The 14,243-nt window shown below is 38.7% G+C and carries 15 protein-coding genes; all 15 read right to left on the bottom strand.

From position 1 onward, the window contains the following. Nucleotides 1-17 precede the first annotated feature (17 nt). The 15 genes from rpsS to rpsL all read right to left on the bottom strand — a co-directional run bounded on the left by rpsS (nt 18) and on the right by rpsL (nt 14,152). A complete protein-coding gene (rpsS, locus tag ACIP9C_RS17140) occupies nt 18-296 on the bottom strand; it encodes a 30S ribosomal protein S19 (protein ID WP_004233637.1) in 279 nt (92 codons plus the stop codon). Between the two features lie 60 nt (nt 297-356). Next, nucleotides 357-1,187 (bottom strand): 50S ribosomal protein L2, encoded by an 831-nt coding sequence (gene rplB / locus ACIP9C_RS17135; protein ID WP_340821765.1) that lies wholly within the window; start codon nt 1,185-1,187, stop codon nt 357-359. 47 nt (nt 1,188-1,234) lie between these two features. Beyond that, nucleotides 1,235-1,519: a 50S ribosomal protein L23 gene (rplW, locus tag ACIP9C_RS17130; RefSeq protein ID WP_036205532.1), complete on the bottom strand. Its 285-nt coding sequence runs from the start codon at nt 1,517-1,519 to the stop codon at nt 1,235-1,237. Beyond that, nucleotides 1,519-2,142, bottom strand: coding sequence for a 50S ribosomal protein L4 (gene rplD / locus ACIP9C_RS17125; RefSeq protein WP_340821763.1), 624 nt, complete (start codon nt 2,140-2,142; stop codon nt 1,519-1,521). The genes rplW and rplD overlap by 1 nt, the downstream gene beginning before the upstream one ends. 26 nt (nt 2,143-2,168) lie before the next feature. Continuing rightward, complete coding sequence (gene rplC, locus ACIP9C_RS17120; RefSeq protein ID WP_368637315.1) at nt 2,169-2,798, bottom strand: 50S ribosomal protein L3; 630 nt, start codon at nt 2,796-2,798, stop codon at nt 2,169-2,171. 46 nt (nt 2,799-2,844) lie between these two features. Further along, nucleotides 2,845-3,153, bottom strand: a complete 309-nt coding sequence (gene rpsJ, locus ACIP9C_RS17115) for a 30S ribosomal protein S10 (protein ID WP_004233624.1) — start codon at nt 3,151-3,153, stop codon at nt 2,845-2,847. Nucleotides 3,154-3,519: 366 nt separating this feature from the next. After that, the gene (locus tag ACIP9C_RS17110) at nt 3,520-4,836 is read right to left on the bottom strand and encodes a Na+/H+ antiporter family protein (RefSeq protein WP_401012532.1); all 1,317 of its coding nucleotides are present in this window, start codon (nt 4,834-4,836) and stop codon (nt 3,520-3,522) included. A gap of 198 nt (nt 4,837-5,034) precedes the next feature. Beyond that, entirely contained in the window at nt 5,035-7,014 is a 1,980-nt protein-coding gene (locus ACIP9C_RS17105) for an FtsX-like permease family protein (protein ID WP_401012530.1), read from the bottom strand. Continuing rightward, nucleotides 7,004-7,765, bottom strand: coding sequence for an ABC transporter ATP-binding protein (locus ACIP9C_RS17100; RefSeq protein ID WP_401012528.1), 762 nt, complete (start codon nt 7,763-7,765; stop codon nt 7,004-7,006). Before ACIP9C_RS17100 ends, ACIP9C_RS17105 begins: the two co-directional genes overlap by 11 nt. Nucleotides 7,766-7,861: 96 nt before the next feature. After that, on the bottom strand, nt 7,862-8,884 hold the full coding sequence (locus ACIP9C_RS17095; protein WP_401012526.1) for a sensor histidine kinase: 1,023 nt from the start codon (nt 8,882-8,884) through the stop codon (nt 7,862-7,864). Further along, nucleotides 8,885-9,568 (bottom strand): response regulator, encoded by a 684-nt coding sequence (locus ACIP9C_RS17090; RefSeq protein WP_401012576.1) that lies wholly within the window; start codon nt 9,566-9,568, stop codon nt 8,885-8,887. It lies immediately after the preceding gene. Between the two features lie 100 nt (nt 9,569-9,668). After that, on the bottom strand, nt 9,669-10,856 hold the full coding sequence (gene tuf, locus ACIP9C_RS17085) for an elongation factor Tu (protein WP_401012524.1): 1,188 nt from the start codon (nt 10,854-10,856) through the stop codon (nt 9,669-9,671). A 136-nt stretch (nt 10,857-10,992) separates the two neighbouring features. Then, the gene (fusA, locus tag ACIP9C_RS17080) at nt 10,993-13,071 is read right to left on the bottom strand and encodes an elongation factor G (RefSeq protein ID WP_340821752.1); all 2,079 of its coding nucleotides are present in this window, start codon (nt 13,069-13,071) and stop codon (nt 10,993-10,995) included. Between the two features lie 42 nt (nt 13,072-13,113). Beyond that, the gene (gene rpsG, locus ACIP9C_RS17075) at nt 13,114-13,584 is read right to left on the bottom strand and encodes a 30S ribosomal protein S7 (protein ID WP_024364378.1); all 471 of its coding nucleotides are present in this window, start codon (nt 13,582-13,584) and stop codon (nt 13,114-13,116) included. Nucleotides 13,585-13,732: 148 nt separating this feature from the next. Next, nucleotides 13,733-14,152: a 30S ribosomal protein S12 gene (rpsL, locus tag ACIP9C_RS17070; RefSeq protein WP_010860613.1), complete on the bottom strand. Its 420-nt coding sequence runs from the start codon at nt 14,150-14,152 to the stop codon at nt 13,733-13,735. Between the last annotated feature and the right edge of the window lie 91 nt (nt 14,153-14,243).

Genomic DNA, 14,243 nt, shown 5'->3' with positions numbered 1-14,243 from the left:
ATTACCTCCTCTCAAAATTAGCGTCTTGTTTTCTTGTCGTCTGCACCGTGACCTTTATAAGTACGTGTCGGCGCGAATTCACCAAGTTTGTGGCCTACCATATCTTCTGTTACGTATACAGGAACATGTTTACGTCCATCATATACAGCAATTGTTAATCCGATGAAGTTCGGGAAGATTGTAGAACGGCGAGACCAAGTTTTAATAACTTGTTTCTTCTCAGAAGCCTCTTGTGCTTCCACTTTTTTCATTAAGTGGTCGTCAACAAAAGGTCCTTTTTTCAAACTGCGACCCATGTAGGAACCTCCCTCTGTGATTCCACCACGGCTCTCACATAGAACCGTAGTTTAACCACTTTATTTTTTACGACTACGGATGATGAATTTATCCGATTTGTTTTTCTTATTACGAGTTTTGTAACCAAGTGCTGGTTTACCCCAAGGAGTCATCGGTGATTTACGTCCGATTGGAGAACGTCCTTCACCACCACCGTGTGGGTGATCGTTAGGGTTCATTACAGAACCACGAACAGTTGGGCGTTTACCTAACCAACGGCTACGACCTGCTTTACCGATGTGTACAAGTTCATGTTGTTCGTTACCAACTTGACCGATTGTAGCGCGGCAAGTAGCAAGAACTAAACGTACTTCACCAGATTGTAGACGCACGATTACGTATTTGTCTTCACGACCAAGTACTTGCGCAGAAGTACCAGCAGAACGTACTAATTGTCCACCTTTACCAGGTTTTAACTCGATGTTATGGATTGTTGTACCCATTGGAATGTTTGCTAATGGTAATGCGTTACCTACTTTAATATCAGCATCTGGACCAGATACGATTGTTTGACCAACCTCTAGACCTTTTGGTGCTAAGATGTAAGCTTTTGCTCCATCAGCGTAATTGATTAATGCGATATTCGCAGAACGGTTTGGATCATATTCGATAGTAGCAACTTTCGCTGGAATGCCATCTTTAATACGCTTGAAATCGATGACACGATATTGCTTCTTATGACCACCACCATGATGACGAACAGTGATTTTACCTTGGTTGTTACGACCAGCTTTGCGTTTAGTTGGTTCAAGCAATGATTTCTCAGGCTTGTTAGTTGTAATTTCCGCAAAGTCTAAAGACGTCATATTACGACGACCATTAGAGGTAGGTTTATACTTTTTAATCGCCATTGTGTTTCCCTCCTTCTTGATTGTTCAAATCATAAATCCCTAAAGGATTACATTTCGAATAATTCGATGTCTTTGCTGTCCGCAGTTAGTTTAACAATCGCTTTACGACGTTTGTTAGTATAACCACCGTAACGGCCAACGCGTTTGAATTTACCTTTGTAGTTAAGAACGTTTACTTTCTCAACGTTTACGCCAAAGATTTCTTCTACAGCGTCTTTTACTTGAGTTTTGTTAGCGCGAGTGTCTACTTCGAAAGTATACTTTTTCTCTGCCATAAGTTCTGAAGAACGCTCAGTAATGACCGGACGTTTTAAAATATCACGTGCTTCCATTATCCAAGCACCTCCTCAACTTTTTCTACTGCAGATTTAGTGAATACAACTTTTTCGTGACCTAATAGATCAAGAACGTTGATTCCGTTTGCAGTTAAAACTGTTACACCAGGGATGTTACGAGCAGATAATGCTACGTTTTCATCAAGGTCAGCAGTTACGAATAAAGATTTTTTCTCTAAAGAAAGATCTTTAAGAATTTTTGTGAATTCTTTTGTTTTTGGTGCTGCTAGTGTAAGAGCATCAAGAACTAAGAAGTTTTGTTCTACAACTTTAGCTGATAAAGCTGATTTAAGAGCTAAACGGCGAACTTTTTTAGGTAATTTATAAGAGTAGCTACGTGGAGTTGGACCAAATACCACACCACCGCCGCGCCATTGTGGAGAACGGATAGAACCTTGACGAGCACGACCAGTTCCTTTTTGACGCCATGGTTTACGACCACCACCAGCAACTTCAGAACGGTTTTTAACCTTATGATTACCTTGACGTAGAGAAGCGCGTTGTGCAACTACTGCGTCGAATAATACTGCTTCATTTGGCTCGATTCCGAAGATCGCTTCGTTTAACTCGATTTCACCAACTGAAGCACCTGTTTGACTAAGTACAGATACTTTTGTCATTCCTGTTTCCTCCTTTCTTGAAGTGATTAGTTAGCTTTAATTGCAGTTTTAACTGTAACTAGAGCTTTTTTAGAACCAGGAACATTACCTTTAACAAGTAGTAGGTTACGTTCCGCATCAACTTTAACGATTTCTAAGTTTTGGATTGTAACTACTGTGCCACCCATTTGACCAGGTAATTTCTTTTGTTTAAATACGCGGTTCGGAGCAACTGGACCCATTGAACCAGGACGACGGTGGTAACGAGAACCGTGGGCCATTGGACCACGAGATTGTCCGTGGCGTTTAATAACACCTTGGAAACCTTTACCTTTAGTAACTCCTGTTACATCAATTACATCGCCTTCTGCGAAAATTTCTACTTTGACTTCTTGACCAACTTCGTATTCTCCAACGTTCACGTTGCGGAATTCACGAATGAAGCGCTTAGGAGCAGTATTCGCTTTTGCTACGTGACCTTGTTCTGGTTTGTTAGAAAGCTTAACGCGCTTATCTTCGAAACCAACTTGGATCGCTTCGTAGCCGTCAGTATCAACAGTTTTCTTTTGAAGAACTACGTTTGGAGTAGCTTCGATAACTGTTACCGGGATTAAATCGCCGTTTTCAGCGAAAACTTGTGTCATACCAATTTTTCTACCTAAGATTCCTTTAGCCATTTGTCACACCTCCTGTAAGTTTTAAAAAGTTATATTGTTTTTACCATTAAAGTTTGATTTCGATATCAACGCCAGATGGTAAATCAAGTTTCATTAACGCATCAACAGTTTGTGGTGTTGGGTTAACGATATCGATCAGACGTTTATGCGTACGCATCTCGAATTGTTCACGAGAATCTTTGTACTTGTGAACAGCACGTAGAATTGTGTACACAGACTTCTCAGTTGGAAGTGGAATCGGACCTGATACACTTGCACCTGAACGTTTTGCAGTCTCCACAATTTTCTCAGCAGACTGATCTAAAATACGGTGATCATACGCTTTTAAACGAATACGAATCTTTTGTTTTGCCATTATTTTCCCTCCTTCTCGCCTATTTTCTAGACATTCTCCACGAAAATTCTCCAACACACCGCCATGGCAAAGCGGCCGGGTGTGTCGGCAACCTCTCGTTTCATCGCAGTCAAAGACCAACATTCAACATTATATACAATAAAAAAAGAATAAGCAAGTCTTTTCGCTAAATTCTTTTAAATGTTGTAGATTTTCTTTACTACTAATATTTCTCGCTTATTTAAGCCGTTTACTAGTATATATAATTTTTTATGATTTTGCAACACATAACCTAATACTATCAACGTTTTCGGACATTTCGAACAATTAATGCACAACTATAAAATATAAAAGCAGTCTCTAAAGTTTAGAGACTGCTTTTACACGTTATAGAAAGAACACACAAGCGATCCAGCCAAAAATAACAAGTGGTATGTTTATAAAGATAAACGTCGGTACACATGTATCCCAAATATGATTATGCTGTCCATCCACATTTAAGCCGGCAGTCGGTCCTAGCGTTGAATCTGATGCAGGTGAACCTGCGTCTCCTAATGCGCCTGCTGTACCTATTAAACACAGTATCGCTAAAGGGCTCATACCTAGTCCTTGAGCTAAAGGAACAAATAATGTTGCAATAATCGGCACAGTAGCGAATGAAGAGCCGATTCCCATTGTCACAATTAATCCGATAACTAACATGATAAATACTGCTAAGCTTTTATTCCCCTGAAGGATAGCTAGAGAGCTTGTAATTAAACTATCTACATCACCCGTTGCGTTGATAACTGAAGCAAATCCATTTGCTGCTATCATTACAAAGCCAATGAACGCCATCATTTTCATACCCTCAGATAAAATCTCATCTGCCTCTTTCCATTTAAGAGCACCTGTGAAATACATAATCATTATCCCTGCAAAAGCTCCGACAATCATAGAATCCGTACTGATTTGTGCCCATAGCGAAACAATTAGCGCTATCACAGTTGAAATTATTACCGATTTACTTACCTTCACATTTAAAGATGTTGTTTCAACTTCATTATCTTGATATTTGCGAGGTTTGCGATAAACAAAGAATGCTATAGCTAATCCAACCAACATGCCCAAGATAGGAATGGCCATTGCTGCTGGAACATCACTTGCTTTTGCAACCATGCCAGCATTTGTAACTTGTGTTGACACAATCTCTTGAAAAATAGCTCCAAAGCCAGCAGGCACAAAGCTATACGTACCAATCAAACCAACCGCAATCAAAGTTGCTATAATTCTACGATCCACTTCAAGCATATTTAAAACCTTTAAAATAGGCGGTATTAGTAATGGGATAAAAGCAATATGAATCGGGATTAAATTTTGAGAGAAAATCGCCATCATAAAAATAAGAAGAAAAATTAATACTTTCACTAAGCCCTTCCTATTACTAGAACCATTTTTATTTAACAAGTTCAAAATACCCGATATCATCAACTCAGGTATTCCCGTCTTAGAGATGGCTATAGCAAATCCACCAAGTAAGCCATAGCTTAGCGCGATAGTGGCACCTGCACCTAATCCTTCTGTAAATGACTCAACCGTTGCTTGAATACCCATACCACTTGCTAAGCCTCCTGCAAAGGCTCCTAAAACAAGCGAAAGAACTACATTAATCCGAAGCAAACTTAATATTAACATGACAGCTACTGCCACAATTACCGCATTCATAAAGACACTTCACTTTCACACACTAGATTGTTAATATGTTAAACTTTAATATTCTGACAAACGAAAGTCAAGCAGTTTTTATTCATTACAAAAAGCCCGAAAAGTATGAAATCTATCCTGCCACGTCACATTAACAAAAAAACAGCATGATCTCTATAAGATCACACTGTTTTTTGGAGTTTCTACCTATTTAATAGTCTATAGAGACTCTCTGATGACTTTTTTATAATAACCAACTGAAAGTACCGCAAAGATGGCATATAACGCTATATAACAGCTCATAGCAATCCATAATGGAGCTGTTAACTCTGTACCAAATAAAAACCATCCTGATTTCACCGCAAAATAACTATGGAGGAGTCCAATCAATAATGGAACACCAAAGTTAAACGCTTGTTTCATAAAGATTCCCTTCATAATATCTCGTTCTGAAAAGCCTATTTTTCTTAAAATCGTATACGCTCCTCGTTCCTCTTCTGCTTCAGACATTTGTTTAAAGTACAGAATGCTACCAGTTGTCATTAAAAATGCTAAACCTAAAAACGCTGTTGTAAAAATTGTTAACCCAAGGGATTCAATATTATTTTTACGTACTGCTTCAAATGAATCGATAATATAATTTTGGGTATTGCCATCAGTGTCTACAATAGATATAACATTTGCGCTCGTTTCTTTATATAATCTCTCAGCTAGCGCTAAGTCTTTTTTTGACTGTAATGTAATAGAAGTTTGTTTATGCCATGGAAAAAGCTTTGCTTGAGTAGACAATTTTTCAAACAGTGAGTCCGATACTACGAAAATCGGTCCCCCGCCTCCAGCAGTTATTGTTCCACCAATAATACTTTCATCGTGAATCGCTTTGACATGCAATGTTTCTTCAAGATCACCTGCAGACACTACTAAATCTCGATCTTTTTCTAAAGGAAACATCTCGGCCATATAGCCTCCGTAGTTTGTTAAAATCACATCATTACCCGAAATTGATGTATTTGGTGTTTTTTGTTGATAATCAGAAAGCGGAATCGTGTATATCGTTCCCTTCATATTATAAAAAGGGCTATCTTGTTGTTCATCAGCCATTAATTGGGCTATTGAAGCTGTAACTCCTTGTAAACGATATTCAACCTTGTTATAAGCTATATTATTTTCCTCTAGCTTATTTAAAAAGGCCTGACCTTGATCCTCATGCAAAATATAATCTCCAGGTACTTGGCTATAGGCTGATGCCTCTGAAGAATAATACGAAATATATGATAGTGTTGTAATCCCAAGAGATACACCTGTTAAAACGGTAATAAGCGTCAATGATTTAGCATTACTTTTCATGCGATGCATAATGGGTGTTAATGCTAATACATCATGGACAGACAAATGCCCATTTTTCTTTAAACGGATGGTATTCATTATAAATGCTACGGAGAAACGAAAAACTAGGAACGTTCCACCAATTGTAGTAGCCAAAATAATAATCATATTTAAAAATAGATTGCCTGCAGTATTAATATCAAATAGCTTTGTTGATGCATAGTAGCCATATGCAATGAACACTAACCCTAAGAAGCCGATAACCATTTGTAATGGATTGAATCGTTTCACCCGCTCATCCGCTTGTTTAGCAGCACTAAATAATGATAGTAGCGAGACACGGTGGATCATCCATGTCATTTGTATCAATACAACTACTAATAAAATAGCGAAAACGAAGATTGATTGCTGTAATGCCTGTGTACTAAAGGTCATAGTCACAAGCGTTTCTTTTTCAAGTAGGCGCAATAAAATCATTGCGATTAAGCGAGAGCTAAAGAAACCTACTAGCATTCCTACAACGACAGCTCCGACAAATAATAAAATACTTTCTAACGCCAATAATCGTACAATCAGGCCCTTCGTCATCCCAATTAGCTGATATAAGCCAATTTCTTTACTGCGACGCTTCATAAATAAATGGTTAGCATACAAGACGAAAAATAAAATAATAAAGTACAAAATATACGTTGCAGCTTTAAAACCTGCTGATGCTGTGCCACTCTTCTGGACTGTATTGAAAACTTCACCATTATGCTGTAATGTCACAAAAGAAAAATAGAGTGTCACACTGAAAATAAGTGCGAAAAAGTATAAATAATAATGCTTCATATTTTTCTTCATGCTTCGGAATACAAGCTTACTAAGACTCATAACCGTCACCACCTAGCACACTTTGCGTATGCATGATTTCTTGGAAAAACGCCTGTCTAGTCTTATCACCTTTATACAACTCACTGTAAATGAGCCCATCTTTTAAAAACAAAACACGTGTACAGAAACTTGCAGCCACCGCATCATGTGTGACCATCATAATCGTCGCCTTTTTAGATTCATTAATGCCTTGTAAGTTTTTCAGCAATGCTGTTGCTGATTTTGAATCGAGTGCACCGGTAGGCTCATCTGCAAATACCATCGATGGGTTTGTAATTAAAGCTCGAGCAGCAGATGTACGTTGCTTCTGACCACCTGATATCTCATTCGGATATTTATTTAAAATATCTGCAATACCGAGTAGATATGTCAGCTCTTTCACTCGACTTTCTGCAACAGCTTTTGGTAGCTTTCCAATAGCTAATGGCAATAAAATATTTTCTTTGACCGTTAACGTGTCCAATAAATTATAGTCTTGGAATATGAACCCGAGCTGCTCGCGACGAAAATTAGCTAACGCCTTTTCCTTCATACCGCGTAAACTTTGACCATTTATTTCAATTACACCTTCCGTTGCAAAGTCTATCGAACACAAAACATTTAATAGTGTCGTCTTTCCTGAGCCTGATGGACCCATAATGCCAACAAATTCACCTTCATTTACTTCTAAATCTATACCTTTCAGCACCTCTTGCGCCGTTGATTTTTTACCATATACTTTTTTTACTTTACGTCCAATTAAAACTGCCACAAGTTAACTCCCCTTTCTATACTACAAGTGTACCCCGTCTGCTTATTCTTTTCGTGCGTTTTACATGACAATATAAAAAGGTAGGTGACAATTTCGTCATCTACCTGTTAGTTTGACATATTCATTTTGTAATGGAAATCGCAGTGTAAATATCGAGCCTTCTCTTACAACTGACTGTACGCTTATTCGCACGCCAATTTTTTGAGCAATGTTCTGTGCTAAATACAGACCCATACCAGTTGATTGTGCAGATTCTCTTCCTGCCGTACCTGTATACGATTTCTGAAAAATTCGTGGCATGTCCTCTTTACGGATACCTATACCTGCATCCTTAATATGTAGCAAAGTTGCCCCAGTTGAATCAATTTCTGTAAAAATAAAAATCTCTGTATTTACAGGGCTATATTTTATGGCATTGGATAACAATTGTCTAACAATGAATGCTATCCATTTGCTATCTGTCATGACTACTTCCGTTAATTCTCCTACATCGAAACCAATATCCTTTTCTAAACACCAAGCCTGCATTGCACGGATTTCTTTATAGACAACTGTCCGTAGCTCAATTTCTGTTAAATAATTATCTTTTTCTATAGAAGCTAGCCGTGTTTGATGTAACTGCTGATCAACCAATAAATGGAGCCTTAACCACTCCGTCTCTAATTTTCTACGCAAAGATAAATCCTCGACATGATCTAACATCAAATTTATCGTTGTTAACGGTGCCTTCACCTCATGTACCCAAGCAAGGAGGTCATCTGAATATTCCTGCAGCTGCACCTTAGCATTATTTAGTTCGGCATCCTTATCATAGAAGACATCTTCAATTTTTTTGTAATAAGCCTCTTGAAATGGTGATAAAGCTAAACTTCGAGTATGGGGCTCATCAAGTCGACTATCCACATTTCCCAGGAAATCTTTCAGCTGGCCGACTTCTCTTACATAACGCCATATTAAAAATATAGAAAAAGTGACGACCATGATGATATTCACGTACCAAATGGATATGGCTACTAAACCAACATCTAAAGAAAATAATATGTTAAGAATAAGAAGAAGAAACACAAAAAAACCAATCCACGCAAGCCGTTCTCTTAAAAACAATAATGCCATTCTCATTCACGTCACCTGCGTTACGGCAATATAACCAAGTCCCTTTTTTGTCACAATGACTTCCTGTAAACCAATATCCTCTAGCTTTGTACGTAATCGATTAACATTTACAGATAATGTATTGTCATTGACGAAACGCTCGTCGTCCCATAATTTTCTCATTAAGTCTTCTCTTGAAACAATTTGATTAGCCTTTTCCAACAAAATACGTAAAATAAACAATTCGTTTTTTGTTAAGGAAACAAGCTCCCCATTAAACATAATCTCGCTACGCGCATAATCGAGAACAGCACCATTAAAACGGGTAACATCCATTGCTTCTTCAACATAATCATAAGTTCGACGTAAAATAGCTTGTACTTTCGCAAGTAACACTTCCATATGAAAAGGCTTTTGTATAAAATCATCGGCACCCATTTGCATAGCCATCACCATATCCATTGGATGATCGCGTGAGGATAGAAAGAGAATGGGTACTTTCGAAATATGTCGTATTTCACGGCACCAATGAAAGCCATCATATGCTGGTAATTGAATATCAATTAATACTAGTTGAGGCTTCTCTTCTATAAAATCATCCATCACCTTTTGAAAATCATTCGGACCTACCACTTGTAAGGACCATTGCGAAAAACGCTCTTGAATCATTCCAAAAATTGATGGATCATCTTCTATCAATAAAACCTTCATTTCCATATACATACACTCCTTCCGCAATTATATTTTAACATAAAAAACCAATCTGTAAGCGTCCCTACAGATTGGTTTTAAAATTAGCATAGGCTAAAAATTATTTTTGGATAGTAGCAACTACGCCAGCGCCTACAGTACGGCCACCCTCACGGATAGAGAATTTAGTACCTTCTTCAAGAGCAATTGGAGCGATAAGTTCTACTGTCATTTCGATGTTATCACCAGGCATTACCATTTCAACGCCTTCTGGTAAGTTACAGATACCTGTTACGTCAGTTGTACGGAAGTAGAACTGAGGACGGTAGTTAGAGAAGAATGGAGTATGACGGCCACCCTCTTCTTTAGATAAAACGTAAACTTCAGCTTTGAAGTTAGTGTGTGGAGTAATTGAGCCTGGTTTAGCTAATACTTGACCACGTTGGATATCTTCACGAGCTACACCACGAAGTAAAGCACCGATGTTGTCACCAGCTTCAGCGTAGTCTAATAATTTACGGAACATTTCAACGCCTGTTACAGTTGTAGATTTAGCTTCTTCAGCGATACCTACGATTTCAACTACGTCACCAACTTTAACTTGACCACGTTCAACACGGCCAGTTGCAACTGTACCACGACCAGTGATAGAGAATACGTCCTCTACTGGCATCATGAATGGTTTGTCAGTTTGACGTTCTGGAGTTGGGATGTAAGAATCTACAGCGTCCATTAATTCAACGATTTTTTCTTCCCATTCTGGTTCGCCTTCAAGAGCTTTAAGAGCAGAACCTTTGATTACAGGAATATCGTCGCCTGGGAAGTCATATTCAGATAGTAGGTCACGGATTTCCATTTCTACTAATTCTAATAATTCTTCGTCGTCAACCATATCACATTTGTTCATGAATACTACTAAGTATGGAACACCTACTTGACGAGATAAAAGGATGTGTTCACGAGTTTGTGGCATTGGGCCATCAGCAGCAGATACTACTAAGATACCGCCGTCCATTTGAGCAGCACCAGTGATCATGTTTTTAACATAGTCAGCGTGTCCTGGGCAGTCAACGTGTGCATAGTGACGAGTTTCTGTTTCGTATTCTACGTGAGAAGTGTTGATTGTGATACCACGTTCTTTTTCTTCTGGTGCGTTATCGATATCAGCGTATGATTTAGCTGTACCACCCATTTTTTTAGAAAGAACTGTAGCGATTGCAGCAGTTAAAGTTGTTTTACCATGGTCAACGTGTCCGATTGTACCAATGTTAGCATGCGTTTTTGAACGGTCAAATTTTTCTTTAGCCATTAGAGATTGCCTCCTCGAAATTGTATGTTTTATTTTTAAAATTTATAGAATGAATGCTGATAGAGAACGGGCCCATCCTCTATCCTGCAATCATAGCTTACAAATTAGTTATACTTTATGCAAGATGAAAATTCAATTATTCACCTTTATTTTTTTTGATGATTTCAGCAGCAATTGATTTTGGTACTTCTTCATAATGATCAAATGTCATTGAGAATACACCACGACCTTGAGTTGCTGAACGAAGAGTTGTTGCGTAACCAAACATTTCCGCTAACGGAACCATTGCACGAACAACTTGAGAGTTACCGCGAGCATCCATACCCTCAACGCGTCCGCGACGAGATGTAATGTTACCCATGATATCACCAAGGTACTCTTCAGGAATTACTACTTCAACTTTCATCATTGGTTCTAAAATTACAGCATCACATTGTTTAGATGCTTCTTTAAGAGCCATAGATGCAGCGATTTTGAACGCCATCTCATTCGAGTCAACGTCATGGTAAGAACCGAATACTAATTTCGCTTTAATGTCGATTAATGGGTAACCAGCTACTACACCGCGGTCAAGAGAGTCACGAAGACCTGCTTCAACTGCAGGAATGTATTCACGAGGAATTACACCACCAACGATAGCGTTTTCGAATTCAAAGCCTTTACCTTCTTCATTTGGAGAGAACTCAATCGTTACGTCACCATATTGTCCACGACCACCAGATTGGCGAGTGAATTTACCTTGAACTTTTGCAGAGCTACGGAATGTTTCACGGTAAGATACCATTGGAGCACCTACGTTAGCTTCTACTTTGAATTCACGGCGCATACGGTCAACTAAGATATCAAGGTGAAGCTCACCCATACCTGAGATGATTGTTTGTCCAGTTTCTGTGTCAGTGTGAGCACGGAAAGTTGGATCCTCTTCTTGAAGTTTTTGTAAAGCTTGACCCATTTTATCTTGGTCAGCTTTTGATTTTGGTTCTACAGAAAGAGAGATTACTGGTTCTGGGAATTCCATAGATTCAAGAATAACTAGGTTTTTCTCGTCACATAGTGTATCACCAGTAGTAGTATCTTTAAGACCTACTGCTGCTGCGATATCCCCAGCGAATACTTTAGAAATCTCTTCACGAGAGTTAGCGTGCATTTGTAGGATACGACCTACACGTTCACGTTTACCTTTAGAAGAGTTTTGTACGTATGAACCTGCATCTAATGTTCCAGAGTACACACGGAAGAAAGTTAATTTACCTACGAATGGGTCAGTCATAACTTTGAATGCAAGAGCTGAGAATGGCTCTTCATCAGAAGATTTACGTTCTAACTCTTCGTCACCATCAACTGAAGTACCTTTGATTGCTGGTACATCAACTGGAGATGGTAAGTAATCGATAACTGCATTTAACATTGGGCGTACGCCTTTGTGTTTGAATGCTGTACCACAGATTACTGGGTAGAATTCTACTGCAATTGTAGCACGACGGATAGCCGCTTTAAGCTCAGCAACAGTAATTTCTTCGCCTTCTAAATATTTTTCCATGATTTCTTCATCAACACTTGCAACAGCGTCGATTAATTTTTCACGGTATTCTTCAGCTAATTCGCGGTGTTCTTCAGGAATTTCACCTTCAGTTACTGCAGTACCTTTTTCGTCGCCGTAGAAAGTTGCTTTCATTTCAACTAAGTCAATGATAGCAGAGAACTGATCTTCAGCTCCGATAGGTAATTGGATTGGGTGAGCGTTTGCTTGTAAACGATCATGTAGAGTTCCTACTGAATACAAGAAGTCTGCACCTGTTTTATCCATTTTGTTAATGAATACGATACGTGGAACGCCGTATGTTGTAGCTTGACGCCATACAGTTTCAGTTTGAGGCTCAACACCTGATTGAGCATCAAGTACTGTTACAGCACCGTCAAGTACGCGTAATGAACGTTCTACTTCAACTGTGAAGTCTACGTGTCCAGGAGTATCGATGATGTTTACACGGTGGCCTGCCCATTGAGCTGTTGTAGCAGCAGAAGTGATAGTGATACCACGTTCTTGTTCTTGCTCCATCCAGTCCATTTGAGAAGCGCCTTCATGAGTTTCACCGATTTTGTGAATCTTACCTGTGTAATAAAGGATACGCTCAGTTGTTGTTGTTTTACCAGCATCAATGTGAGCCATGATCCCAATATTACGAGTATTCTCTAGAGAGAATTCGCGTTTCATTAGGTATTTCTCCTTCCATATTGGGCTTATGCTATGTTTAGATTACCAACGGTAGTGAGCGAATGCTTTGTTCGCTTCTGCCATTTTGTGCATATCTTCACGTTTCTTAACTGATGCACCAGTGTTGTTAGAAGCATCTAGAATTTCGTTAGCTAAACGCTCTTCCATAGTTTTTTCACCACGAAGACGAGAATAGTTAACTAGGTAACGAAGACCTAAAGTTGTACGGCGTTCTGGACGAACTTCAACCGGTACTTGGTAGTTAGAACCACCAACACGGCGAGCACGTACTTCAAGAACTGGCATTACGTTGTTTAGAGCAGCTTCGAATACTTCGATTGGATTTTCACCAGAACGTTCTTTAACTAGTTCGAACGCACCGTATAAAATCTTTTGAGAAGTACCTCTTTTACCATCAACCATCATTTTATTGATTAAACGAGTTACTAGTTTTGAATTATAAATTGGATCTGGTAACACGTCACGTTTGGAAACAGGACCTTTACGAGGCATGTGTTTTCCTCCTTTCGAATAATTATCGATTTATTTTTATACGTTGGCCTTGTACGAAGTTATCACTTAACTCTAAATCAGCTAGCATGATTTGAATTTGGTGATATCAACGTAAGACTCAACACTAATTAACACTTAACGTGTTAAATTATTTTTTTTCTTTAGGGCGTTTTGTTCCGTATTTAGAACGTGATTGTAAACGACCGTTTACACCAGCTGTATCAAGAGCACCACGTACGATATGGTAACGAACACCCGCTAAGTCTTTTACGCGTCCGCCACGGATAAGAACAACACTGTGCTCTTGTAAGTTGTGGCCTTCACCTGGGATATAAGCTGTAACCTCAATTTGGTTAGTTAAACGTACACGAGCGTATTTACGTAACGCTGAGTTTGGTTTACGAGGTGTCATTGTACCTACACGAGTACAAACACCACGTTTTTGTGGAGATTTAACATCAGTTAAAGATTTTTTAAATGAGTTATATCCTTTGTTTAACGCTGGTGATTTTGATTTCGTGATTTTAGATTGACGAGGCTTACGTACTAATTGGTTAATTGTAGGCATCGGTATTTCCTCCCTTCATTTATTCCTTGTTAATACCACACATCCAGGTGGTTCATTTTTTGGGTAAAAACAAAGTCTTTGTGTTTTATAC

The sequence above is a fragment of the Lysinibacillus sp. NPDC093210 genome (genome assembly GCF_044753985.1).
Taxonomy (GTDB): Bacteria; Bacillota; Bacilli; order Bacillales_A; family Planococcaceae; genus Lysinibacillus.
The sequence above is the reverse complement of the archived record's forward strand: the minus strand, read 5'-3'. Positions and strand labels throughout refer to the sequence as shown.

Coding starts and splice junctions, on each gene's coding strand:
- rpsS (WP_004233637.1), bottom strand. CDS start 296: ATGGGTCGCAGTTTGAAAAAAGGACCTTTTGTTGACGACCACTTAATG.
- rplB (WP_340821765.1), bottom strand. CDS start 1,187: ATGGCGATTAAAAAGTATAAACCTACCTCTAATGGTCGTCGTAATATG.
- rplW (WP_036205532.1), bottom strand. CDS start 1,519: ATGGAAGCACGTGATATTTTAAAACGTCCGGTCATTACTGAGCGTTCT.
- rplD (WP_340821763.1), bottom strand. CDS start 2,142: ATGACAAAAGTATCTGTACTTAGTCAAACAGGTGCTTCAGTTGGTGAA.
- rplC (WP_368637315.1), bottom strand. CDS start 2,798: ATGGCTAAAGGAATCTTAGGTAGAAAAATTGGTATGACACAAGTTTTC.
- rpsJ (WP_004233624.1), bottom strand. CDS start 3,153: ATGGCAAAACAAAAGATTCGTATTCGTTTAAAAGCGTATGATCACCGT.
- ACIP9C_RS17110 (WP_401012532.1), bottom strand. CDS start 4,836: ATGAATGCGGTAATTGTGGCAGTAGCTGTCATGTTAATATTAAGTTTG.
- ACIP9C_RS17105 (WP_401012530.1), bottom strand. CDS start 7,014: ATGAGTCTTAGTAAGCTTGTATTCCGAAGCATGAAGAAAAATATGAAG.
- ACIP9C_RS17095 (WP_401012526.1), bottom strand. CDS start 8,884: ATGAGAATGGCATTATTGTTTTTAAGAGAACGGCTTGCGTGGATTGGT.
- ACIP9C_RS17090 (WP_401012576.1), bottom strand. CDS start 9,568: ATGAAGGTTTTATTGATAGAAGATGATCCATCAATTTTTGGAATGATT.
- tuf (WP_401012524.1), bottom strand. CDS start 10,856: ATGGCTAAAGAAAAATTTGACCGTTCAAAAACGCATGCTAACATTGGT.
- fusA (WP_340821752.1), bottom strand. CDS start 13,071: ATGAAACGCGAATTCTCTCTAGAGAATACTCGTAATATTGGGATCATG.
- rpsG (WP_024364378.1), bottom strand. CDS start 13,584: ATGCCTCGTAAAGGTCCTGTTTCCAAACGTGACGTGTTACCAGATCCA.
- rpsL (WP_010860613.1), bottom strand. CDS start 14,152: ATGCCTACAATTAACCAATTAGTACGTAAGCCTCGTCAATCTAAAATC.